The following is a 23,392-nucleotide window of genomic DNA, read 5'->3' on the forward strand; positions in this document are numbered from 1 at the left end:
ATGTCTTTCAAAAAACTAAAATATTTTTCCACCTTACTGGTGGTCGTCGCGGCGGTGGCGGCAGTGTGGGCGATGTGGAATTTTTATATGCACTCTCCATGGACTCGCGACGGCAAAGTTCGCGCTGAGCAGGTTAATATTACGCCGCAAGTCTCGGGGACGATCCAGTCCTTAAACGTGGTTGATAACCAGTTTGTTAAGGCCGGCGATGTTCTGTTCCGGATTGATGAAACGCCCTGGCGCATCGCCGTTCTCAATGCGCAAGCACAGTTAGCCAAAGCTCGCGCCGATCTTGCTAAAGCCAGCCATGAAGCCAGCCGTCGCCGCAATTTGCCACAAAACTATATCTCAGCAGAAGATCTCGACACCGCCAATACGACGGTAGATGCGATGAAAGCAAGCGTGGGGGCGGCTCAGGCAACGCTTGACCACGCCAGGTGGCAACTTGAACAAACCACGGTTAAAGCCCCGGTTGATGGCTGGATCACTAATCTCGCGACGCGCGTTGGCAACTATGCTTCCGAGGGCCAGCCGGTTTTTGCTCTGGTCGACAGCCATTCGTTTTATGTCATCGGCTATTTTGAAGAGACAAAGCTGCGGCACATTCAGCCGGGAAACGCGGCAAAAATCATTCTCTATAGCAGCGATCAAACGTTACAGGGTCACGTTTCCAGTATTGGCAGAGCGATATACGATCAAAGCGTTGAAAGCGACAGCGGACTGGTAGCCGATATCAAGCCCAATATTCCCTGGGTCAGACTGGCACAGCGTGTTCCGGTACGAATTGAATTCGATCATCTTCCGCAAGATATCACGCTGGTCTCCGGGACGACGTGCAGCGTGGCGATTGGCGACCACAAATGAAGCTTTTGCACCTGTCATGGCAAACGCTGCCCTGGTGTAAAGCCACGTCAGGGCAATGGCGTTATGCGCTGCGAAATACCATGGCGATGTGCCTGGCACTCAGTATTGCCTACTCTCTTAATCTGGATGAGCCATACTGGGCCATGACGTCTGCGGCGGTGGTTAGCTTTCCCACGGTCGGTGGCGTTATCAGTAAAAGCTTTGGCCGCATCGCCGGAAGCCTGTTTGGCGCGACAGCCGCGCTGATTATCGCGGGTCATACGCTGGTGGACCCGTGGCTTTTTCTGTTCAGCATTTCGGCGTGGATTGCCGTTTGCACCTGCGCCTGCGCCATGTTCAACAACAATGTTACTTATGCTTTTCAGCTTTCTGGTTATACTGCTGCAATCATTGCGTTCCCGGTAATTAACATTGTCGATGCCACCCAGCTATGGGAAATAGCCCAGGCGCGTGTTTGTGAAGTCATGCTGGGCATTCTGTGCGGCGGTATGATGATGATGATCCTGCCCAGTACCTCTGATGGTACTGCGCTGCTGACCGCGCTTAAGAATATGCATGCGCGGCTGCTTGAACACGCAGCCTTGCTCTGGCAGCAAGACACAACAGATGCCATTCGGACCGCGCACGAAGGGGTGATCCGCCAAATTCTGACCATGAATCTGCTGCGCATTCAGGCATTTTGGAGCCACTACCGTTTTCGTCGGCAAAATAATCTGCTTAATTACCTTTTGCATCAGCAGTTGCGCATGACCAGCCTTATTTCCAGCCAGCGACGAATGCTGCTGAACTGGCCCAATCCTCCCGAGAATTTGCAGCAGGTGCTTGGCGATCTGATTCAGGCGCTATCCCGACCGGATGCGGACATCTATACCCTTTCCCGGATTATCGCTCCGCTCGCGCCGCGTGACCCACAGGATTATCGTCATCATGCCTTCTGGCAGCGATTGCGCTATTTTTGCCGCCTCTATCTGCGCAATAGCCGTTGGTTGCAACGACTGGAAAATGCTTCTGCGGTGGCGCAATTTCAGGTCCCTGCCAGCCCGGCACTGGCACGCCATACGGATTATATTGAAGCGCTGTGGAACGGTTTTCGCGCCTTTGCCGCGCTGTTGATGGTGGGCGCGTGGAGCATCAATACCCAGTGGGATTCAGGCTCGGCGGCGTTGTCGATGACGGCAATCGGCTGCGTGATCTACGCAACGGCACCTTCACCGTTTAATTCCCTCACGTTGCTGTTGCGAACCTTGCTGCTCCTGTCGCTTTTTAGTTTCGTGGTTAAATTTGGCCTGATGGTGCAGATCACCGGGCTGTGGCAATTTCTGCTTTTCCTGTTCCCTCTGTTGACCACCATGCAACTGTTCAAATTACAAATTGCCAGGCAGGCGGGCCTGTGGGGGCAGTTAATTGTCTTTATGGGATCGTTCATCGCGGTAACCAATCCGCCGGTTTACGATTTCGCCGATTTTCTCAATGATAATATTGCCAAAATACTGGGTGTTGGCCTGGCGTGGCTGGCCTTCGCCGTGCTCCGCCCCGGTTCAGACGCGCGAAAAAGCCGGCGCCATATTACGGCGTTACGGCGTCACTTTATCGATCAGTTGCGCTCGCATCCGACCCGCAGTGAGAATGAATTTGAGTCGCTGGTTTATCACCGTATCAGCCAGCTCAGTACCAGCCAGGACGCGCTGGCGCGGCGCTGGTTATTACGCTGGGGCGTGGTGCTTCTGAATTGCACGCATGTGGTCTGGCAGCTACGTGAATGGGAGACGCGCTCCGATCCTCTGGCGCGGGTTCGTGATATTTGCGTTGGCTTGTTGCGCGACGTTATGAGCGAGCGTGGCGTTCAACAACGCCCGCTGGCCGCCACGTTAAAGGAATTACAGCATATTAGTGATACTCTCTCACGGCATCACCAGCCTGCCGCCAGAGAACTGGCGGCGATTGTCTGGCGTTTGCAGTGTTCGCTCTCACAGCTGGAAGCGACATCGGACATCACCGCGGTTCAGCAATGATTATTTAATCACGCCGCAGGCGAAACGTGCTCCGCCACCGCCTAAAGGTTCAGGTTTGTCGGACATGTTGTCACCGCCGACGTGGATCATCAGCGCCTTGCCCTTCACTTCATCAAGCTTTTTCAGACGCGGGGCAATCACAGCCTGAGTAGCTTTACCGTCTTTGTCCACCACCAGCACGGGCAGATCGCCGGCATGACCATGACCTTCCGGTCCTTCATGTTTACCGGTTTTTTGCGGATCGAGATGTCCACCTGCGGCTTCCGCCGCGCTGGGTTTACCCTCTTTCATCGCCGGTTCGCAGCTGCCCATGGCGTGAACATGAAAACCACGCTCACCGGGCGGCAACGCTTTAAGATCCGGAGCGAACTCCAGCCCTTTATCGGTCTCGCTAATTTTCACTTCGCCGATGGACTGACCAATCCCCTGCGAGGTGACCAGATTCATCTTCACTTCTTCACTTGCGGCCTGGGCGCCGGTACAGACAACCAACGCTAAAAGAGCCAGATTGAAACGCTTCATACGACCTCCGGTAAATTCAGTGTCCGCGATAAGTGTAAACCACGGCCACTGCTTTCACCGGAAAGTGCTTAAAAGCGTGCGTCAGGGCACATCATAACCAAGGGCTGCTTTACGGATGCGGAACCACTGCTGACGAGTCAGTTGCAGTTGCTGAGCGGCGATAGCCGAGCGTACGCGCTCGATTTTGCCGGAACCAATAATCGGCAGCGGCTGCGACGGCAAACGCAGGATCCACGCATACACCACCTGCTCAATGCTGTCAGCACCGACTTCCTGCGCCACGGTCTTCAGCTCATCGCGTAATGGTCTGAACGATTCGTCGTTAAATAAACGCCCGCCGCCCAGACACGACCACGCCATTGGCCGAATGCGCAGTTGCTGAAGCTGGTCTAACGTGCCGTCAAGCAGCAACGGCTGGTGCACCGGAGAGATTTCGACCTGATTTGTGGTCAAAGTAAACGGCAGGCGCGATTGCAGAAGGGTAAACTGGCGCGGCGTAAAGTTAGATACGCCAAAATGACGCACTTTCCCGCTCTGATGCAGCGCCAGAAAAGCTTCCGCGACGTCATCCGCGTCCATCAAGGGATCGGGGCGATGGATCAGCAATAAATCCAGACGGTCGGTTGCCAGATTTTTCAGCGACTGTTCGGCACTGCGGATAATGTGATCGCTATCGGTGATGTAGTGCCCCAGCGTGTTTTCCGGCCGGGCAGTGATGGCTATCCCGCATTTGGAGACAATTTCCATCTGCTCACGTAAATGCGGCGCGAGTTTTAGCGCCTCACCGAACGCGGCTTCACACTGATAGCCACCGTAAATATCGGCATGATCGACGGTCGTTATTCCCAGTTCAAGATGCGCCTCGATAAAACTGACCAGTTGCTGCGCAGACATTTTCCAGTCCATCAACCGCCAGTAGCCCATCACAAAACGTGAAAATTCCGGCCCTTGTGGAGCCATAGTAATACGTTGAACCATTATGTTTTCCTCAACAAAGAATTTCATCGAGTATACGTAATTACGTTATCAAAAAAGTGAGGGTTGCTGCGGTTCTTCATCGGAAGTGGGTTTGTTTGCGCGTAATTTACGCAGTAAACGCTGGCGGCAGAGTCGCAGCACCTGCTGTTTTTGCGCATCGCTGAATTGCTGCCAGTTAAAACGCTCTTCCCGGCTGCGCATACAGCCGCGACAAAATCCGCGTTCATCCACCTGACAGATGCCACGGCAAGGGCTTTGCAGCGGGAAAAATTCCAGTTGTTCTGCCACGAATACCTCGCGTATGTGGATAATATAGTTATTGAAGACCCTCATCGCGGAACGCGCAACTTAAAATGACGGGTTGCATTAGACCGACTGGTCTATTAGAGTAACTGTATGACCAGACATACTGAACATGACACCCGCGAACATATCCTTGCCACTGGCGAGCAGCTTTGTATGCATCGCGGCTTTACCGGCATGGGGCTGAGTGAACTGTTGAAGACGGCTGAAGTTCCTAAGGGGTCGTTTTATCACTATTTTCGCTCGAAAGAGGCGTTTGGCGTTGCCATGCTGCACCGGCATTATGCGGGCTATCAGCAGGCGCTCAATCAGCATTTTTTTAGCGCGCAGGGTTCGTCCCGCGCTCGTGTACTGGCGTGGTATCAGCAAACGATTGAGCAATTTTGCCAGCATGGCACCATCAGCGGCTGCCTGACGGTAAAACTGTCTGCGGAAGTGTGTGATCTGTCGGAAGATATGCGTGCTGAGATTAACGTCGGCGTCAGCACGATCATTTCCCTGCTGGCTCGGGCGCTGGAGCAAGGGCGTGAAGAACAGAGCCTGGCCTTTGCAGGTGACGCCCATACCCAGGCGCAGGTGCTCTACTCTTTATGGCTGGGAGCGAATTTACAGGCCAAGATGTCGCGCAGTGCTGTTCCACTGGAAAGTGCGCTGGCTCATGTTAAAACCATAATTGCAGCGCCTGCCTAATCACAGGCGTTTTTTATTTCCTTTTTTTCAAGACGACCGGTCTACTCAGGAGTGAATATGACAACCGAAAAGCTGTTTACCCCCCTAAAAGTGGGTGCGATTACTGTTCCTAATCGGGTCTTTATGGCTCCGCTTACCCGTCTGCGCAGCATTGAGCCCGGCGATATCCCGACGCCACTGATGGGCGAGTATTATCGCCAGCGCGCCAGCTCCGGGTTGATTATCTCTGAAGCAACGCAGATCTCCGCGCAGGCTAAGGGTTACGCAGGCGCACCAGGCTTACACAGTGCCGAACAAATCGCCGCATGGCAGAAAATTACCGCCGGGGTTCATGCTGAAGATGGCCGTATCGCCGTGCAACTCTGGCACACCGGGCGTATTTCCCACAGCAGCATTCAGCCTGGTGGACAGGCGCCGGTCGCACCGTCGGCACTGAATGCTGGTACGCGCACCTCGCTGCGTGATGAAAATGGCCACGCTATTCGTGTCGATACCTCCACGCCCCGCGCGCTGGAAACCAGTGAAATTCCGGGTATCGTCGATGATTTCCGTCAGGCGGTGGCAAATGCCCGCGATGCAGGGTTTGATCTGGTTGAACTGCACTCGGCACACGGTTATTTGCTGCACCAGTTCCTGTCCCCCTCTTCCAACCATCGTACCGATCAGTACGGCGGCAGCGTAGAAAACCGTGCTCGTCTGGTGCTGGAAGTGATTGATGCCGTTAGTAAGGAGTGGAGCGCCGACCGCATTGGCATCCGCGTTTCACCCGTCGGCACGTTCCAGAATACGGATAACGGGCCGAACGAAGAAGAAGATGCCCTGTATCTGATTGAAGAGCTGAACAAGCGCGGCATTGCCTATCTGCATATGTCTGAGCCCGACTGGGCAGGCGGTCAACCGTATAGCGAGGCGTTCCGTCAGAAAGTTCGCGAGCGTTTTGATGGCGCGATTATCGGTGCCGGTGCCTATACGCCGGAGAAAGCCGAAACCCTGATCGCCAAAGGTCTGATTGATGCAGTTGCTTTTGGCCGTGATTACATCGCCAACCCGGATCTGGTCGAGCGCCTGGCACGCAAAGCGGAACTGAACCCGCAACGTCCGGAAAGTTTCTACGGCGGCGGTGCTGAAGGCTATACCGATTACCCCTCTTTGTAATCCTGCATTGATAGCGGCAAGGATCCGCCGCTATACTAAAACGACGTTTCTGTTTGAAATGAAAAGACAAACTTTTACCTGAGAGGATGAGATGCGCTTACTTCACACTATGCTCCGTGTTGGCGACCTGCAACGTTCTATCGATTTCTACACTAAAGTCCTTGGCATGTCGCTGCTGCGTACCAGCGAAAATCCGGAATATAAATACTCTCTCGCCTTCGTCGGTTACGGCCCGGAAAGCGAAGAGGCGGTGATTGAGCTGACCTACAACTGGGGCACCGACCATTACGATCTGGGTACGGCGTACGGTCATATCGCACTGAGCGTTGATAACGCCGCTGAAGCCTGTGAAAAAATTCGCCAGAACGGCGGTAACGTAACCCGTGAAGCAGGTCCGGTAAAAGGCGGTACGACCATCATCGCCTTTGTGGAAGATCCGGATGGCTATAAAATTGAGCTGATTGAAGCCAAAGACGCAGGTAAAGGTCTGGGCGATTAATTGCCGGTGGGCCTGTTCTGGCCCACCCTTTTCTCTTCGCATACTGCAACGCCGGGCAAAATTTGCCATAATGCGCGCTACTTTTTTCTACTAAGAGATACTGATGTCCGATAACGCTCAACTGACTGGTCTGTGCGACCGTTTTCGTGGTTTTTATCCTGTCGTCATTGATGTCGAAACGGCTGGATTCAACGCCAAAACGGATGCACTACTCGAGGTCGCTGCTATTACCCTGAAAATGGATGAACACGGTTGGCTGATGCCGGACACGACGCTGCATTTTCACGTTGAGCCTTTTGAAGGGGCAAATTTACAGCCTGAAGCGCTGGCATTTAACGGTATCGATCCCACTAATCCGCTGCGCGGCGCCGTCAGCGAATATGACGCGCTGCACGCGATTTTCAAAGCGGTACGTAAAGGCATTAAAGATCAGGGCTGTAACCGGGCAATTATGGTGGCGCACAATGCGACCTTCGACCATAGCTTTATGATGGCCGCTGCCGAACGCGCATCGCTGAAGCGTAACCCGTTCCACCCTTTCGTCACCTTCGATACCGCCTCGTTGAGCGGGCTGGCTCTGGGGCAAACGGTCCTGTCCAAAGCCTGCACTACCGCCGGGCTTGATTTTGACAGTACGCAGGCACACTCCGCCCTGTATGACACGGAACAAACCGCGCTGCTGTTTTGTGAAATCGTGAATCGCTGGAAACGCCTTGGCGGATGGCCGCTGCCCGTACAAGATGAAGCATAATAAAAAAGCGACCCTGGAGTCGCTTTTTTTTTGCCGGTAGCTTACTGAGCGTCGGTGCCGTCAGTCGCGTGTTTGGCGGCAGTCTCTTTGATCAATGACTGCAGCTCGCCACGCTGATACATCTCGATAATGATGTCGCAGCCGCCAACCAGTTCACCGTCTACCCACAGCTGTGGGAAGGTCGGCCAGTTCGCGTATTGCGGCAGTTCCGCGCGAATATCCGGGTTTTGCAGGATATCAACGTAGGCAAAACGTTCGCCACAGGCAGAAAGCGCCTGTACGGCCTGAGCAGAGAAACCGCAGCTCGGTAATTTCGGTGAGCCTTTCATGTACAGCAGGATCGGGTTTTCAGCGATCTGACGCTGAATTTTTTCAATTGTCGTACTCATTGTCATGCTTCCTTAACTTCTTTTACGGCAGTAGTCTGTCATTGTAGCGTTTCAGGCCCTGGACCGAAAATAACATTTTATTCACTCACTATTATTCTATCGTCTGAATCCAAAAGATGCTTTATCAATACCGTTTTATTATCGATGAGACAAATTAATCGCACAAACTGTGCGCAATTTGCCCGCCAACGGGCGATTTTTTTTGCGCCCGGTAACGAATCAGTCTTTTAGATGCAAAAAGACTATTAACTTTCTGGCTTTTTATGCATTAGAATCGACTGGCTTTTTGTCACCATCATGCGCAGGCATATCTTCATGCCTGCCCGAACCAGGGGAATGCTCAGTGGCGCGGATAAATAAAGTCTCGATCACGCTCTGTGCCTTACTGTTTACATCGTTTGTTTTTTCACCACTTGCTCAGGCTTCTGAGCAGGCGAGAGCGTCTGCCATACAGAAAACGCATTTAGCAAAGACCTCAGAACAAAAAACGAAAAGTAAAACAACCAGTAAAAAATCCAGCAAGACCGTCACTAAAACAGCGACGAAATCCAGTAAAAGCACCAGCAAAACGAAAGCCAAAACGGCCCTCACCTCCAGTAAATCCAGACGCGATAAAACCAAACCCACCAAAACCGCTGTCGTAAAGCTGGCCGATAAAAAATGTACGGTGCGTAAGGGTTATAAGAATAAATGCCTCAATGCCTCGACCAAACCGCTGGCGCTGAGTGACGTTCACAAGGTCCGTATGCAGAAAGCGCAAAGAACGGCCATGTCCAAGTTAATGAATCAGATTGGCAAACCCTATCACTGGGGTGGTTCGTCACCGCGTACCGGATTCGATTGCAGCGGTCTGGTTTACTACGCGTACAAAGACCTGGTTAAAATCCCGATCCCGCGCACGGCGAACGAAATGTATCATCTGCGCGATGCTGCGCCGATTGAGCGCAGCAGCCTCGAAAGCGGCGATCTGGTCTTCTTCCGCACTCAGGGACGCGGCACCGCCGATCACGTTGGCGTTTATGTTGGCAACGGCAAATTTATTCAGTCACCGCGTAGCGGCCAGGATATCCAGATCTCGTCGCTGAGTGAGGATTACTGGGTACGCCACTACGTTGGCGCACGCCGGGTCATGACGCCGAAAACCATTCGCTAATCGCTGTCCTGCTGCTCATGCAGCAGGACAGGCTCTTCTTACGGCTCCGTTATTTTGTTAATATACCCGTGCTTAATATGTGGATATTGAGTTATCAAAATAAAAAGGAGTATCGCAATGTCGTTCGAACTGCCTGCATTACCGTATGCACAAGACGCGCTGGAGCCGCATATTTCTGCGGAAACCCTCGCTTATCATCACGGCAAACATCACCAGACCTATGTGACCAATCTCAACGCACTCATCAAAGATACGGACTGGGAAAATAAATCACTGGAAGAGATCGTTCGTGGCGCCGAAGGCGGCATGTTTAATAATGCGGCTCAGGTGTGGAACCACACCTTTTACTGGAACTGTCTTGCCCCTTCTGCCGGTGGTGAACCTGGGGAAGCGCTGGCAAATGCGCTCAGCCAGGCCTTTGGCAGCGTAGACGCATTTAAAAAGCAGTTCACCGATGCGGCAATCAAAAACTTTGGTGCAGGCTGGACATGGCTGGTCAAAAAAGCGGACGGCACTCTGGCGATCGTTTCTACGTCTAACGCTGGCACGCCGTTAACCACCAGCGATACACCCTTGCTGACCGTGGATGTCTGGGAGCACGCTTACTACATTGACTACCGCAATGCCCGTCCGGGTTATCTGGAGCATTTCTGGGCGCTGGTGAACTGGCCGTTTGTGGCACAAAACCTGGCAGCCTGAGTAACTGCGCAGAAGACGTTTGCCTTCTGCGCTATCGCTTAACGGCTGGCGCAAACTTCACGCGCGGGCTGACGGGCGGAAAAGAACACCACCAGCAGTGCCAGGCCCGCAATGATGGCCCCCATTACCGGAACAAAGCTATAACCCAGCCCGCCGGAGATCACCGCTCCACCGGCCATCGCCCCTAAAGCATTACCGAGATTAAACGCCCCGATATTCACCGACGATGATAAGCCCGGCGCTTCGCTGGCCACGCGCATAACGCGCATTTGCAGCGGTGGAACCACGGCAAATGTCGCGGCACCCCATACCAGCATACTTAACGCCGTGCCAAACTCATTGCGGGCCAGCAGCGGGATAGCCAGCATGATCGCAATTAATAACAGCAGAAAACCTTTTAACGTGGCATTCACTGAACGATCGGCAAATTTACCGCCGAGATAATTGCCGATGGAGAACCCTGTCCCCACCAGGACCAGCATCGCAGTAATAAAGAGTGGCGTTGCCGCAGACAGACTGTGCAGAACCGGCGCGATGTAGGTGTAAAGCGTAAACATCGCGCCTGCCCCCAGCACGGTCGTCAGCAGTGCGCTAAGAACCTGCGGACGCAGCAGCACCGTCAGTTCCTGCCGCACGTTGGGCCGCTCCCCTGCACTGCCTTTTGGCAGCGAGAACCACAGGCTCGCCATGGCAATAACCCCCAGACCCGCCGTCGCAAGAAAGGACATCCGCCAGCCAATCGCTTCACCCAGCCAGGTGGCCGCCGGAACGCCGCCAATGTTGGCGATGGTGAGCCCCATAAACATGGTCGCCACCGCGCTGGCCTGTTTATGTTTTGGCACCACGCTTGCGGCAACCACCGATCCCAGACCAAAGAACGCGCCGTGGTTAAGGCTGGTGACAATACGGGAAAGCATCAGCGTGGTGTAATCGGGTGCAATCGCAGAAAGCACATTGCCGAGGGTAAAAATCGCCATCAGAAAGATTAGCGCGTTGCGCCGGGCGCGGTGGGAAAGCAGGAGCGTCATGATGGGAGCACCGACCATTACGCCAATCGCATAGGCGCTGATAAGCATACCCGCAGTGGGAATAGAAACATCGACCCCTTTGGCAATCGTGGGCAATAATCCCATCGGAGAAAACTCGGTGGTGCCAATACCAAACGCACCGATAGCCAGCGCCAGCAGGGGAAAATTAACTTTCATGAACAGACTCCGTTTTGGCCGACATCACCACGACACGACGCAAAGAAGCCAAAAGCATGACATCAATCACAAAAAAACGAAAGTGAGGCAAAATGCAAAAGAGTTTTGCTGAGAGGTGCAAAATCGCAAAAGCGGCGTGAGGGAGAAGACTCTCCCTCGGATGAATCAATGCAGAACGGCAACCAATGCGCTGGCAACAATCAACCCCAGCACAATAATGGTCGTTACCAGAGAAAACTTAAGATCGGCACTCATCAATTTTTACTCCTTGTTATGACCCTGTGAAAAGTGAGCTTGTTCATTTTTACACACTTAACGGCGAAAATCTTGCAGGATTTAGATTGATATACATTTTTTCTCTTTCCCTTTTCATCAGGATCGGCCAAAATTCCACGCTTAATTATAAGCGTACCAGCCATTGACCCCCACCTGACGTTCTGTGTCGATTTCCCGACCTAAGCAATGATCGCAAAATTGCGCCAGGGGTGTGTGAAGGCAAACGTTTACCCTCCTATTTGCAGGCGTTCAGGCCAGGGTCCGGAGTAAGATGTAATGGCAACAATTAAAGATGTCGCGAAACGCGCAAACGTTTCCACTACAACTGTGTCACACGTTATCAACAAAACCCGTTTTGTTGCTGAAGATACGCGTAATGCAGTGTGGGCGGCAATTAAAGAACTTCACTATTCTCCCAGCGCTGTTGCCCGCAGCCTGAAGGTTAATCACACCAAGTCGATTGGCCTGCTGGCGACCAGCAGTGAAGCGGCCTATTTTGCCGAAATTATTGAAGCGGTTGAAAAAAGCTGTTTCCAGAAAGGTTATACCCTGATCCTTGGCAATGCGTGGAACGATATTGAAAAGCAACGCGCTTATTTGTCGATGATGGCGCAAAAACGCGTCGATGGCCTACTGGTCATGTGCTCTGAATATCCTGAATCGCTATTAAGCATGCTGGAAGAATACCGTCACATTCCGATGGTAGTGATGGACTGGGGCGAATCAAAAGCGGACTTTACCGACTCGGTGATTGATAACGCGTTTAAAGGTGGCTATATGGCCGGGCGCTATCTGATCGAACGCGGCCATCGTGATATCGGTATTATTCCAGGTCCGCTGGAACGTAATACCGGGGCCGGGCGTCTGGCCGGGTTTATGAAAGCGATGGACGAAATTCAGGTCACGATCCCTGAACAGTGGATTGTCCAGGGGGATTTCGAACCGGAATCCGGCTATCAGGCGATGCAACAGATCCTCAATCAGTCCCAGCGCCCCACCGCCGTCTTCTGCGGTGGCGATATCATGGCGATGGGGGCATTATGTGCCGCCGATGAGATGGGCCTGCGCGTGCCGCAGGATATTTCGGTGATTGGTTACGATAACGTGCGCAATGCCCGTTTCTTTACGCCAGCGCTGACGACGATTCATCAGCCGAAAGATTCCCTCGGCGAAGCCGCGTTTAATATGCTGCTGGATCGCATTGTGAATAAGCGGGTTGAATCGAAGTCCATTGAGGTGCACCCCCGCCTGATTGAACGCCGCTCGGTAGCCGATGGTCCGTTCGTCGACTACCGCCGTTAAGTTAGCCTGCGGGAGCCGTTTCTTCCGGGTCCCGCAGCCACTCTTTGTTCAGCGTTTCGCTGTCTCCCAAATACTCCAGCAGCCATCCCAGCGCGGGCGAGATATCGCTCTGCTGCCAGGTTAAGCAGCAGGCCGCATCAGGAAACGGGTTCTCGAGGGCCAGCGCGACCCACTCGCCCGAATCTGTCCATGGCCGGGCAAAATGTGAAGGCACCATCGCCGCACAAAGACCCGCTGAGATACAGGTTGCCGATGACTCCCAGTCCGGCACCACGACGCGCTTTTGATTGTCCAGCAGCCACGTCGTGCGCTTTGGCAACGAGCGTGAGGTATCCTCGCGCACCAGTGAAGGCCAGTTACGTAGCTCATCGTCGCTTAACGGCCCCGGCTGTTTTGCGAGGGGATGGTCGCAGGAGACAACGCAGTTCCAGCTCAGCATTCCCATATCCCGAAACGCGTAGCGCCCACCGACCGGAATAGCCTGGGTTGCGCCGATGGCCAGTTCCACCCGCCCATCGGCCAGCGCATCCCACACACCGTTGAACACTTCCTGAAAAACAATCAGTTCGACGTCAGGAAAATGGCGATAGAAATCGACAATCATTTGCCGGGTACGTTCGGGCCTGACAATATTATCTACGGCAATGGGAAGCTGGCTGCGCCAGCCATTGGCAATTTGCTGACACTGCTGACGGGTGATCAGCATTTTTTTGATAACAGTGCGCCCTTCTTTTAAAAACCAGCTGCCGGCCGGGGTTAACTCTACATCGCGATGGCGCCGCTCAAATAGCGGCACCCCCAGCCACTCTTCCATCTGACGCACGGTATAACTGATTGCTGACGGAACACGATGCAGCTCCTGCGCCGCTGCGCTAAAGCTGCCGTTGCGGGCAACCGCATCAATGACTTCAAGAGAATATTCTGACCACATTTTCTGCCTGCAAATTTTTTGATGTCAATGTACAAATATTAGCGTTTCACAAGTCTTATTGCACTGCCTACACTCTTGCTCCTGTCACCTGCTTGTAAAAAAGAGAATGTATATGCAGCCTGGAAAAGGGTTTCTGGTCTGGCTGGCCGGACTCAGCGTGCTGGGATTTCTGGCCACCGATATGTATTTGCCCGCGTTCGCGGCGATTCAACACGATCTTAATACCCCGGCCGCCGCGGTCAGCGCCAGCCTGAGCTTATTTCTGGCCGGCTTCGCGCTGGCCCAGCTTATGTGGGGCCCCCTGTCGGATCGCTTCGGGCGGCGTCCCATTTTGCTTATCGGGCTGGCCATTTTCGCCGTAGGTTGCCTGGGTATGCTGTGGGTGCACGATGCCACGATGCTGCTGGCGCTGCGCTTTATACAGGCGACGGGCGTTTGCGCTGCCGCTGTGACCTGGCAGGCGATGGTGACTGACTATTATCCGGCTCAACGCGTTAACCGGATCTTCGCCACCATTATGCCGCTGGTGGGTCTCTCCCCCGCTCTGGCACCGTTGCTCGGCAGCTGGATCCTGACCCATTTTGACTGGCAGGCCATTTTTGCGACGTTATTTGCTATCACCCTGCTTCTGATGCTCCCGGCACTGCGTCTGAAATCCGTCGCGCATCAAAAAACGGATAGCGAAGAGAAGCTGACATTTGCCACGCTGCTGCGCTCACGGTTATATCTCGGTAATGTACTGATTTATGCCGCCTGTTCGGCCAGTTTCTTTGCCTGGCTCACCGGCTCGCCTTTTATCCTCAGTGAAATGGGCTACGGTCCGGCGGCGATTGGCCTGAGCTATGTCCCGCAGACCATTGCATTTCTGGCAGGAGGATATGGTTGTCGTGCGGCGCTGCAAAAATGGCAGGGAGAGCAGTTACTACCGTGGCTTCTGGGATTATACGCCTTCAGCGTGGTGGCAACCTGGCTGACGGGCCTCCTTGACGGCAGTTCGCTGACGGCGCTGTTAATCCCCTTCTGTGTGATGGCGATAGCCAACGGCGCGATTTACCCGATTGTGGTGGCACAGGCCCTGCGCCCTTTCCCTCAGGCGACCGGGCGTGCTGCTGCGTTACAGAATACCCTCCAGCTCGGCTTGTGCTTTCTGGCAAGCCTGGTGGTCTCGTGGCTGGTGGCAACGCCGCTTCTTACCACCACCAGCGTGATGCTGATCACGGTGCTGCTGGCGGGCGCAGGCTACTGGATGCAGCAGGTAGCAAGCCGCGCTGCTCAGCAAAAGATGGCGGCAAAAACCTGTCGGGCGTAGCCTTACAAACGACCCGTTAGTTAGGCTGCTAACATTTTTGTATTGAATCAGCGAGTTTAGCGTCCTATACTCGATTCTGTTGCCAAATTATTATAAAAGAGTGTTACTTAGCGGATGATGGATTTCATCCGTTTCTCCCATGGACGGCATTTCGGCAAGGGTCTTCTCCCTTCCTCTGTTTCTACGTCGGATAGCAGGCTTACGGATTTCCCGTAAGATTTCTCACAAACCAAAATAGCATCTACGCTGTTTTAAGGTTCTGATCACATACGCGTGATGGAGAAGCTATGAGTTCATCGTGTATAGAAGACGTTAGCATACCGAACGACGACTGGTATCGCATTACGAACGAGTTATTAAGCCGCGCAGGTATTGCTATTAATGGTACTGCTCCCTGTGATTTACGGGTTAAAAACCCGCATTTCTTTAAGCGAGTACTGCAGGAAGGGTCGCTCGGTTTAGGCGAAAGTTATATGGATGGCTGGTGGGAATGTGACCGGCTGGATATATTCTTTACCCGCGTTCTGCGCGCCGGACTGGATACTCAGCTACCGCACCACCTGAAAGATGTGCTTCGTGTCGCCGCCACCCGCCTGATTAACTTACAAAGTAAAAAGCGCGCCTGGATTGTCGGTAAAGAGCACTACGATCTGGGTAACGATCTGTTTACCCGCATGCTCGACCCGTATATGCAATATTCCTGCGGGTACTGGAAAGAAGCTGATAATCTGGCCGATGCCCAGCAGGCCAAGCTACAGCTTATTTGTGAAAAACTACAGCTTGAGCCAGGCATGCGCGTGCTGGATATCGGCTGCGGCTGGGGGGGGCTGGCGTCATGGATGGCGAAACACTATGACGTGAGCGTTACCGGGGTGACCATTTCTGCTGAGCAGCAAAAACTGGCTCAGGCCCGCTGCGCCGGGCTCGACGTGACCATCCTGCTTCAGGATTATCGCGACTTGCAGGATCAATTTGACCGGATCGTGTCCGTCGGCATGTTTGAACATGTAGGACCTAAAAACTATAAGACCTATTTTGATGTCGTGGATCGTAATCTGAAACCGGACGGCCTGTTTTTGTTACATACCATTGGGGCGAAAAAAACGGATAATAATGTCGATCCATGGATCAACAAATATATCTTCCCCAACGGCTGCCTGCCGTCAGTGCGCCATATTGCGATTGCCAGTGAACCCCATTTCATTATGGAAGACTGGCATAATTTTGGCGCCGATTATGACAAAACACTCATGGCCTGGTACGAACGTTTTGAAGCCTCATGGCCAGAAATTGCCGGTAATTATTCTGAACGCTTCAGGCGTATGTTCCGCTATTATCTGAATGCCTGCGCCGGAGCATTTCGTGCCCGGGATATCCAGCTCTGGCAGGTGGTTTTTTCGCGCGGCGTGGAGAATGGTTTACGCGTCGCCCGCTAACCTGTAAAAACCCCGGCCTGCCGGGGTTTTTAACATCACTCAGCCACGTTCTGTAATAGCGCCGCTTCCCGCGCGGCCAGTACCCGCTCAACCGTATCCACTACCGCCTGGGTTTGCGGGTCGATTTCAATATTAATTCGCTGCCCCAGTTTTTTCTGGCCGAGGGTGGTGCGCTGTAATGTTTCCGGGATTAGATGCACGCAGAAGCGGGTCGCAGTCACCTCTCCCACGGTTAAACTAATGCCATCGATACCGATGAATCCTTTATAGAGGATATATTTCATCAGCGTCGGGTCCTGCAATTTAAACCAGATCTGACGGTTATTTTCTGAGGTAAGAATTTTCGACACCTCAGCCGTGGTCATGATATGGCCCGACATTAAATGCCCACCAATTTCATCGCTAAATTTTGCCGCACGTTCAACGTTAACGATATCACCTGGCTGTAAATCACCAAGATTGGTGATGCGCAGCGTTTCTTTCATTAAATCAAAGCTAATATGATTACAGTTGATTTCTGTCACTGTCAGACAGCACCCGTTGTGCGCCACCGACGCGCCGGTTTCCAGCCCGTCAAGCATATCGTCGGGTAATGCCACGACGTGAGTACGGAAATTGGGTTTCTCATCAATGGACACAATTTTTGCAGTGCCCTGCACGATACCAGTAAACATGCTTTTAACTCCTGTATGCCATCAAGGCGGTCTGTTCCCCGCCATTCTGTCAGGCACAATAACAGGTGGAAAATAGGCTTGCCAGTCCAGACTGTGCGCTATCCACTTTTTCACTGGCTTAATAGATAATCCTCGTTACAATAGCAGCATAACCTCTTGTTAATTCTTTCCTGCTGCCTTTTATGGCGGCTTTTTTAGTCTCTCAAATAACAACAATACTAAAGGTGTTCACGTGCAGAAGTATCTCAACGAAGCGCGTCAGCTTCTGGCGCTGGCAATTCCGGTGATTATTGCGCAGGTTGCGCAAACGGCGATGGGTTTCGTCGATACGGTCATGGCGGGCGGCTACAGCGCCACCGATATGGCCGCCGTGGCTATCGGCACCTCCATCTGGCTGCCCGCCATTCTGTTTGGTCACGGTCTGTTGCTGGCTCTCACCCCCGTTATCGCCCAGCTTAACGGCTCCGGACGACGCGATCGCATCGCACATCAGGTGCGTCAGGGTTTCTGGCTGGCGGGCTTTGTCTCCGTGCTGGTAATGGTAGTGTTATGGAATGCCGGGCACATCATCCACGCCATGCATAACATCGATCCAGAACTGGCAGATAAAGCCGTTCGCTACCTGCGTGCGCTGCTGTTTGGCGCGCCTGGCTATCTGTTCTTTCAGGTTGCGCGTAACCAGTGCGATGGCCTGGCAAAAACCAAACCGGCGATGTTTATCGGTTTTTGCGGACTGCTGGTTAATATCCCGGTGAACTACATTTTTATCTACGGTCATTTCGGGATGCCGGAACTGGGCGGCGTTGGCTGTGGCGTGGCAACGGCTTCAGTTTACTGGGTGATGCTGCTGTGCATGCTCTCTTATATTAAGAATGCCGGTTCAATGCGCGATATTCGTAACACAATGCGTTTTAGCAAACCGGAATGGGCAACGATGCTACGTCTCGGACAACTGGGTTTACCCATTGCGCTGGCGCTGTTCTTCGAGGTGACGCTGTTTGCGGTCGTGGCTCTGCTGGTTTCTCCGCTGGGGATCGTGGATGTTGCCGGGCACCAGATTGCGCTGAACTTCAGCTCACTGATGTTTGTCCTGCCGCTGTCGCTGGGTGCGGCGGTGACGATTCGCGTGGGCTATCGCCTCGGACAGGGATCGACGCTGGAAGCACAAACTTCAGCGCGTACCGGTCTTGGCGTCGGCGTATGCATGGCTGTTCTGACCGCGATTTTTACGGTCTCACTGCGCGAGCATATCGCCCTGCTTTATAATAACAACCCTGAAGTAGTTACCCTGGCCGCGCACCTGATGCTGCTGGCTGCCATTTATCAAATCTCCGATTCTATTCAGGTGATAGGCAGCGGCATTCTGCGTGGATATAAAGATACCAGCTCGATTTTCTTTATTACGTTCATCGCCTACTGGGTGTTAGGTCTGCCGAGTGGATACGTGCTGGCGTTGACCGACTGGGTAGTGGAACCGATGGGGCCCGCAGGTTTCTGGCTTGGATTTATCATCGGTTTGACCTCAGCGGCGGTGATGATGATGGTAAGAATGCGCTTTCTGCAACGTCAGCCTTCAGCCGTCATTTTGCGCCGCGCCGCACGTTAAGTCTGCGATAGCCGCCGCCGGGCGGCTACTTTCTCAACATTTTGCGCAGTAGTTCCGCAATCGCGTGAATTATGAAAGAAAAATAGCGTTTTCCTCTTGCCACATCCCTACGCTGCCGCTAATATTCGTCCCCGTTGTCAGGCACAACAATGCGTTCATAGCTCAGTTGGTTAGAGCACCACCTTGACATGGTGGGGGTCGTTGGTTCGAGTCCAATTGAACGCACCATTCTTCAGTGCGTCCGTAGCTCAGTTGGTTAGAGCACCACCTTGACATGGTGGGGGTCGGTGGTTCGAGTCCACTCGGACGCACCATTCATGATGTTTCCGTTTTTCTCCTCCCCTTTTATCAGCTTGTTCTTTTCCTGCTATAACCGCACCAGCAACCAGGTTACGATCCCGCCAGCGCTTTTACCACCTGCTCCATCGCCTCGCGATTCAGGTCAGAGCGAACCGTTTTTTTATTTGCCAGGGCGGTTCTTATTACGCCAGCAATAACGATATGCTTAGGCTCCTGACCCAGATCGCGCATTTCAAGAACGACTTTGCCGACAACCCGGCACATTTCCTGATATAGCTCGTTTTCTTTTGCCCGGTTACCCATCATATATTCCTGAAAGTTTTAACAACATAATTACATTATTGCCAAAAAATCGATGTAAATCAAACAACACCCGCGTGCCATCCCGTTTTTAAACGCCCAACTGGCAAGAGAGCGTAGCAGGCGCATTACTCCCTTCTAACATTCACCCAACAACCTCTGGCAGGATGCCCAAATCCATATTAAAACGCTGTTTTTATTTTCCTTTTAGTTTGTAACATCGTATAATGCGCACCGTTTCTTAATTGAATGGTTTCAGCGCCTTGAACTATCTACTCAAACGCGTATATCTTCATTTAATCTCCTGGGCTGAACCACCAGCGCACATTCCTCTGCACGCTTTTTTGATGTCACCTATCCTTATCACGTGGCATCGCAGTTTTCGTATCACAGGTTTGACTCCGTGCTTGTACCGTTCCGGAGCGTTACCTCCATATTCTTCTCAACTTAAAGACTAAGACTGTCATGAAAAAGACCAAAATTGTTTGCACCATCGGCCCGAAAACCGAATCTGAAGAGATGCTGACCAAAATGCTCGACGCGGGCATGAACGTTATGCGTCTTAACTTCTCCCACGGTGACTATGCTGAACATGGTCAGCGCATCCAGAACCTGCGCAACGTGATGAGCAAAACCGGTAAAAAAGCGGCGATCTTGCTGGACACCAAAGGTCCGGAAATTCGTACCATCAAACTTGAAGGTGGAAATGACGTCTCCCTGAAAGCGGGTCAGACTTTTACTTTCACCACGGATAAAACCGTCGTGGGTAACACCGACACCGTTGCGGTTACTTATGAAGGCTTCACTTCTGACCTGTCCGTCGGCAACACCGTTCTGGTAGACGATGGTCTGATCGGCATGGAAGTTACCGCTATTGAAGGTAACAAAGTCATCTGTAAAGTGCTGAACAACGGCGACCTAGGCGAGAACAAAGGCGTTAACCTGCCGGGCGTTTCTATCGCTCTGCCAGCACTGGCTGAAAAAGACAAACAGGACCTGATCTTCGGTTGCGAACAGGGCGTAGACTTTGTTGCTGCCTCGTTCATCCGTAAGCGCTCTGACGTTGTTGAAATTCGCGAGCACCTGAAAGCCCACGGTGGCGAACACATCCAGATCATCTCCAAAATTGAAAACCAGGAAGGTCTGAACAATTTCGACGAAATCCTTGAAGCCTCTGATGGCATCATGGTTGCGCGTGGCGACCTGGGCGTAGAAATCCCGGTTGAAGAAGTGATTTTCGCGCAGAAAATGATGATCGAAAAATGTATTCGCGCACGTAAAGTGGTCATCACTGCTACCCAGATGCTCGATTCCATGATCAAAAACCCACGCCCGACCCGTGCTGAAGCTGGCGACGTGGCAAACGCCATCCTGGACGGTACCGATGCAGTCATGCTGTCAGGCGAATCGGCAAAAGGTAAATACCCGCTGGAAGCCGTATCTATCATGGCCACCATCTGCCAGCGTACCGACCGCGTAATGACCAGCCGTCTGGATGATAACCACGACAGCCGTAAACTGCGTATCACTGAAGCCGTATGCCGTGGCGCGGTGGAAACCGCCGAGAAACTTGAAGCTCCGCTGATCGTAGTGGCAACCAACGGCGGTAAATCTGCGCGTGCAGTCCGTAAATACTTCCCGGATGCCACTATCCTGGCACTGACCACCAACGAAGTGACCGCACGTCAGCTCGTTCTGAGCAAAGGCGTTGTGGCGCAGCTGGTGAAAGAAATCAACTCTACGGATGATTTCTACCGCCTGGGTAAAGAAGTTGCGGTAGAGAGCGGTCTGGCGCAGAAAGGCGACGTTGTCGTGATGGTTTCTGGTGCGCTGGTCCCGAGCGGCACAACAAATACGGCCTCTGTGCACGTACTGTAATTATTAACAGATATGTTAATTTGTTTAAAAAGCGTCCTCCGGGGCGCTTTTTTTATTTGCATCGTGGAAGGCTCCATTCGAAATGCAAATCGTATTTTACTATTTAAATTGCCAATTATCTAAGATGAATCCGATGGAAGCCTCCTGTTTTAACACAGTTTTTTTGATGTAACGAGGCCAGTCGATGCTTCTTTGAGCGAACGATCAAAAATAAGCGCATTCCCATCAAAAAAATATTCTCAATATAAAAAACTTTGTGTAATACTTGTAACGCTACATGGAGATTAACTCAATCTAGAGGGTATTAATAATGAATCGTACTAAACTGGTACTGGGCGCGGTAATCCTGGGTTCTACTCTGCTGGCAGGTTGCTCCAGCAACGCTAAAATCGATCAGCTGTCTTCTGACGTTCAGACTCTGAACGCTAAAGTTGACCAGCTGAGCAACGACGTGAACGCAATCCGTTCCGACGTTCAGGCTGCTAAAGATGACGCAGCTCGTGCTAACCAGCGTCTGGACAACCAGACTCGCACTTACAAAAAATAAGTGTTACTGGTCTAATAAAATGGCGCACAGTGTGCGCCATTTTTTTTGCCCTTTTTCTCCCCCTTGCTACTGCACGACCAGGCTGTTTGCCGTTACCAGCGTTCCTTCTGCCTGAGTAATGGGCGCAGGAGCCACTCTCACGCTCTGTACGGGCGTTACAGGCACCGGTTGACCCATTGTTGCATTCACCTGCACCGGATACCCTGCGCGGCGCGTAATGGCGCTGTTGATGCTGTTGCTGTCACTTCCCGCATCATCGGCAAAACGACCAAAGCTTGCGGTCACGGCAATTGGCACCGTCTGAGGATCTTCCCAGTCATTTTGTGACAGCGGCTGGTGCACTTCCACGTAACGCCGGCCATCGGGTTCAACCGAGAATTTGATCGGCTCATTGATGATTTGTACGCGTGTTCCCCATGATGCCTGTGAAAAGAGCGTCTGAATATCGGCGGCACGCATTCGCATACAGCCAGAGCTGGCGCGTAAACCCACGCTGTTACGTGCGTTGGTGCCATGAATGAGGTATTCCCCTCCTCCCTGTTCCAGACGCAGTGCAAAGCGTCCCAGCGGGTTATTTGGCCCGGCGGGGATCACTGCGGGCAGCTTAATCCCCTGCGCCAGCGAACGGGCGCGGATATTGGCCGTTGGTGTCCAGGTGGGATTGGGGATTTTCTGGATAATACGGGTGGTCATAACCGGCGTTTCTCGCCCCTGTTGGCCAATGCCAATCGGGAACACCTGCACGATATTTTTGCCCGGCGGATAATAGTACAGCCGTAGCTCAGCCAGGTTAATGACGATACCTTCTCGCGGCGCGTCAGGAAGCAGCATTTGCGAAGGAATGGTCAGCTCGCTGCCCGGCATCGGCAAAAACGGATCGACCGTGTTATTGGCCTCCAGCAACAGCAATATGCCGGTATCAAAACGCTGGGCAATCGACTCCAGATTTTTACCATCGGTCGGCACGCTATAAATCTGGTTTTGCCCGATAATCCGGCTGCCCGGAGCAGGCAACAGATAATCCACCGCCAAGGCGCTTTGTGCAGCGCTGAGCGAGCCGATAAGACTTAGCGTAATAAGAGACGCGCGTTTCATACTGGAATTCCTTAATCACTGGCTGAACGCCAGAAAGCTGAAAACCAGCGAGGCGTATAAAACGCCTCGCGTAACAGAATGAAAGCTGTTTTTTGAGTTTAGCTGAGATTTGCAGCTTTAGCGCGAATGGCGCGGATCATCGCTTCAAGTCCCTGTGAACGGGACGGGGTAAGATGCTGTGTGAGGGCCATTTTTTCAAACCAGGGGCGGACATCGAACGCGACGATATCCTGTGCGGTCATGCGATCGTAGAGGATAAACACCACGGCAATAAGGCCTTTGACAATGGCCGCATCGCTGTCACCCTGTAGTTCAATAATGCCCTCATCATTACGCTCAATGACAATCCACACCTGGCTTTGACAGCCCTGAATGGTATTTGCCGGGTTATGAGCATCTTCGCTAAGGGGAGGCAGACGCTGCCCCAGCTCAATAATATAGAGATACTTCTCTTCCCAGTTGTCACAGCGCTGGAAATTTTTCAGCAACTTTTCTCTGTCCGGTAATGCAGCCATAAA

Annotated in this window: 25 protein-coding genes and 2 tRNA genes; 16 read left to right on the forward strand and 11 right to left on the reverse strand. The window is 52.7% G+C overall.

Annotated features, from left to right (window positions below):
• Together P0H77_RS11730 and P0H77_RS11735 are read left to right on the forward strand one after the other, a co-directional pair.
• Positions 1-864: an HlyD family secretion protein gene (locus P0H77_RS11730; protein ID WP_276157101.1), complete on the forward strand. Its 864-nt coding sequence runs from the start codon at positions 1-3 to the stop codon at positions 862-864.
• Positions 861-2,876, forward strand: a complete 2,016-nt coding sequence (locus P0H77_RS11735; RefSeq protein ID WP_276157102.1) for an FUSC family protein — start codon at positions 861-863, stop codon at positions 2,874-2,876. The genes P0H77_RS11730 and P0H77_RS11735 overlap by 4 nt, the downstream gene beginning before the upstream one ends.
• Here the strand turns inward: P0H77_RS11735 and sodC are convergent, their stop codons facing one another.
• The 3 genes from sodC to P0H77_RS11750 form a co-directional block, all read right to left on the reverse strand.
• Positions 2,877-3,398, reverse strand: a complete 522-nt coding sequence (gene sodC / locus P0H77_RS11740) for a superoxide dismutase [Cu-Zn] SodC (protein WP_276157103.1) — start codon at positions 3,396-3,398, stop codon at positions 2,877-2,879.
• An 81-nt stretch (positions 3,399-3,479) separates the two neighbouring features.
• The gene (locus tag P0H77_RS11745; RefSeq protein WP_276157104.1) at positions 3,480-4,376 is read right to left on the reverse strand and encodes an aldo/keto reductase family oxidoreductase; all 897 of its coding nucleotides are present in this window, start codon (positions 4,374-4,376) and stop codon (positions 3,480-3,482) included.
• Positions 4,377-4,424: 48 nt separating this feature from the next.
• Entirely contained in the window at positions 4,425-4,709 is a 285-nt protein-coding gene (locus tag P0H77_RS11750; RefSeq protein ID WP_276157105.1) for a DUF1289 domain-containing protein, read from the reverse strand.
• Positions 4,710-4,772: 63 nt separating this feature from the next.
• On the opposite strand from P0H77_RS11750, the gene P0H77_RS11755 reads away from it, so the two are divergent.
• The 4 genes from P0H77_RS11755 (at position 4,773) to rnt (ending at position 7,774) form a co-directional block, all read left to right on the forward strand.
• On the forward strand, positions 4,773-5,369 hold the full coding sequence (locus P0H77_RS11755) for a TetR/AcrR family transcriptional regulator (protein WP_276157106.1): 597 nt from the start codon (positions 4,773-4,775) through the stop codon (positions 5,367-5,369).
• 57 nt (positions 5,370-5,426) lie between these two features.
• Complete coding sequence (locus P0H77_RS11760) at positions 5,427-6,524, forward strand: alkene reductase (RefSeq protein WP_276157107.1); 1,098 nt, start codon at positions 5,427-5,429, stop codon at positions 6,522-6,524.
• A 91-nt stretch (positions 6,525-6,615) separates the two neighbouring features.
• Positions 6,616-7,023: a lactoylglutathione lyase gene (gene gloA, locus P0H77_RS11765; protein WP_276157108.1), complete on the forward strand. Its 408-nt coding sequence runs from the start codon at positions 6,616-6,618 to the stop codon at positions 7,021-7,023.
• A 103-nt stretch (positions 7,024-7,126) separates the two neighbouring features.
• Entirely contained in the window at positions 7,127-7,774 is a 648-nt protein-coding gene (rnt, locus tag P0H77_RS11770) for a ribonuclease T (RefSeq protein ID WP_276157109.1), read from the forward strand.
• Positions 7,775-7,815: 41 nt separating this feature from the next.
• On the opposite strand, the gene P0H77_RS11775 is transcribed toward rnt, so the two are convergent.
• Positions 7,816-8,163: a Grx4 family monothiol glutaredoxin gene (locus tag P0H77_RS11775; protein WP_176920853.1), complete on the reverse strand. Its 348-nt coding sequence runs from the start codon at positions 8,161-8,163 to the stop codon at positions 7,816-7,818.
• Positions 8,164-8,506: 343 nt separating this feature from the next.
• On the opposite strand from P0H77_RS11775, the gene P0H77_RS11780 reads away from it, so the two are divergent.
• Both P0H77_RS11780 and sodB read left to right on the forward strand, forming a co-directional pair.
• Positions 8,507-9,316 (forward strand): C40 family peptidase, encoded by an 810-nt coding sequence (locus P0H77_RS11780; protein WP_276157110.1) that lies wholly within the window; start codon positions 8,507-8,509, stop codon positions 9,314-9,316.
• 117 nt (positions 9,317-9,433) lie between these two features.
• Positions 9,434-10,015 (forward strand): superoxide dismutase [Fe], encoded by a 582-nt coding sequence (gene sodB, locus P0H77_RS11785; RefSeq protein ID WP_276157111.1) that lies wholly within the window; start codon positions 9,434-9,436, stop codon positions 10,013-10,015.
• A gap of 38 nt (positions 10,016-10,053) precedes the next feature.
• On the opposite strand, the gene P0H77_RS11790 is transcribed toward sodB, so the two are convergent.
• Entirely contained in the window at positions 10,054-11,220 is a 1,167-nt protein-coding gene (locus P0H77_RS11790; protein ID WP_276157112.1) for an MFS transporter, read from the reverse strand.
• Positions 11,221-11,385: 165 nt separating this feature from the next.
• Positions 11,386-11,475 (reverse strand): YnhF family membrane protein, encoded by a 90-nt coding sequence (locus tag P0H77_RS11795; protein ID WP_276157113.1) that lies wholly within the window; start codon positions 11,473-11,475, stop codon positions 11,386-11,388.
• Positions 11,476-11,772: 297 nt separating this feature from the next.
• Here P0H77_RS11795 and purR point away from each other — a divergent pair, with 297 nt between their 5' ends.
• On the forward strand, positions 11,773-12,798 hold the full coding sequence (gene purR, locus P0H77_RS11800; protein WP_276157114.1) for an HTH-type transcriptional repressor PurR: 1,026 nt from the start codon (positions 11,773-11,775) through the stop codon (positions 12,796-12,798).
• Between the two features lies 1 nt (position 12,799).
• On the opposite strand, the gene punR is transcribed toward purR, so the two are convergent.
• The gene (punR, locus tag P0H77_RS11805; RefSeq protein WP_276157115.1) at positions 12,800-13,729 is read right to left on the reverse strand and encodes a DNA-binding transcriptional activator PunR; all 930 of its coding nucleotides are present in this window, start codon (positions 13,727-13,729) and stop codon (positions 12,800-12,802) included.
• 112 nt (positions 13,730-13,841) lie between these two features.
• Here punR and punC point away from each other — a divergent pair, with 112 nt between their 5' ends.
• Both punC and cfa read left to right on the forward strand, forming a co-directional pair.
• The gene (gene punC, locus P0H77_RS11810) at positions 13,842-15,038 is read left to right on the forward strand and encodes a purine nucleoside transporter PunC (protein WP_276157116.1); all 1,197 of its coding nucleotides are present in this window, start codon (positions 13,842-13,844) and stop codon (positions 15,036-15,038) included.
• A 287-nt stretch (positions 15,039-15,325) separates the two neighbouring features.
• Positions 15,326-16,474, forward strand: a complete 1,149-nt coding sequence (gene cfa, locus P0H77_RS11815; RefSeq protein ID WP_276157117.1) for a cyclopropane fatty acyl phospholipid synthase — start codon at positions 15,326-15,328, stop codon at positions 16,472-16,474.
• A gap of 35 nt (positions 16,475-16,509) precedes the next feature.
• On the opposite strand, the gene P0H77_RS11820 is transcribed toward cfa, so the two are convergent.
• Positions 16,510-17,148, reverse strand: coding sequence for a riboflavin synthase subunit alpha (locus tag P0H77_RS11820; protein WP_276157118.1), 639 nt, complete (start codon positions 17,146-17,148; stop codon positions 16,510-16,512).
• A gap of 232 nt (positions 17,149-17,380) precedes the next feature.
• On the opposite strand from P0H77_RS11820, the gene mdtK reads away from it, so the two are divergent.
• The 3 genes from mdtK to P0H77_RS11835 all read left to right on the forward strand — a co-directional run bounded on the left by mdtK (position 17,381) and on the right by P0H77_RS11835 (position 19,068).
• Positions 17,381-18,754 carry an MdtK family multidrug efflux MATE transporter gene (mdtK, locus tag P0H77_RS11825; protein WP_276157119.1) on the forward strand — a complete coding sequence of 458 codons (1,374 nt, stop codon included), beginning with the start codon at positions 17,381-17,383 and terminating at the stop codon, positions 18,752-18,754.
• A gap of 151 nt (positions 18,755-18,905) precedes the next feature.
• Positions 18,906-18,982: transfer RNA gene (locus P0H77_RS11830), tRNA-Val, on the forward strand.
• Positions 18,983-18,991: 9 nt separating this feature from the next.
• Positions 18,992-19,068, forward strand: a tRNA-Val gene (locus tag P0H77_RS11835).
• 76 nt (positions 19,069-19,144) lie between these two features.
• Here the strand turns inward: P0H77_RS11835 and fumD are convergent.
• On the reverse strand, positions 19,145-19,357 hold the full coding sequence (fumD, locus tag P0H77_RS11840; RefSeq protein ID WP_276165113.1) for a fumarate hydratase FumD: 213 nt from the start codon (positions 19,355-19,357) through the stop codon (positions 19,145-19,147).
• Between the two features lie 462 nt (positions 19,358-19,819).
• Between fumD and pykF the strand changes: the two genes are divergently transcribed.
• Positions 19,820-21,232, forward strand: coding sequence for a pyruvate kinase PykF (gene pykF / locus P0H77_RS11845; protein WP_276157120.1), 1,413 nt, complete (start codon positions 19,820-19,822; stop codon positions 21,230-21,232).
• 310 nt (positions 21,233-21,542) lie between these two features.
• Positions 21,543-21,779, forward strand: coding sequence for a major outer membrane lipoprotein (locus P0H77_RS11850; protein ID WP_049840772.1), 237 nt, complete (start codon positions 21,543-21,545; stop codon positions 21,777-21,779).
• Between the two features lie 66 nt (positions 21,780-21,845).
• On the opposite strand, the gene P0H77_RS11855 is transcribed toward P0H77_RS11850, so the two are convergent.
• Together P0H77_RS11855 and sufE are read right to left on the reverse strand one after the other, a co-directional pair.
• Positions 21,846-22,874, reverse strand: a complete 1,029-nt coding sequence (locus P0H77_RS11855) for a L,D-transpeptidase family protein (RefSeq protein WP_276157121.1) — start codon at positions 22,872-22,874, stop codon at positions 21,846-21,848.
• A gap of 98 nt (positions 22,875-22,972) precedes the next feature.
• On the reverse strand, positions 22,973-23,389 hold the full coding sequence (gene sufE, locus P0H77_RS11860) for a cysteine desulfuration protein SufE (protein ID WP_276157122.1): 417 nt from the start codon (positions 23,387-23,389) through the stop codon (positions 22,973-22,975).
• Positions 23,390-23,392 lie beyond the last annotated feature (3 nt).

This window comes from Superficieibacter sp. HKU1 (assembly GCF_029319185.1).
Taxonomy (GTDB): domain Bacteria; phylum Pseudomonadota; class Gammaproteobacteria; order Enterobacterales; family Enterobacteriaceae; genus Superficieibacter.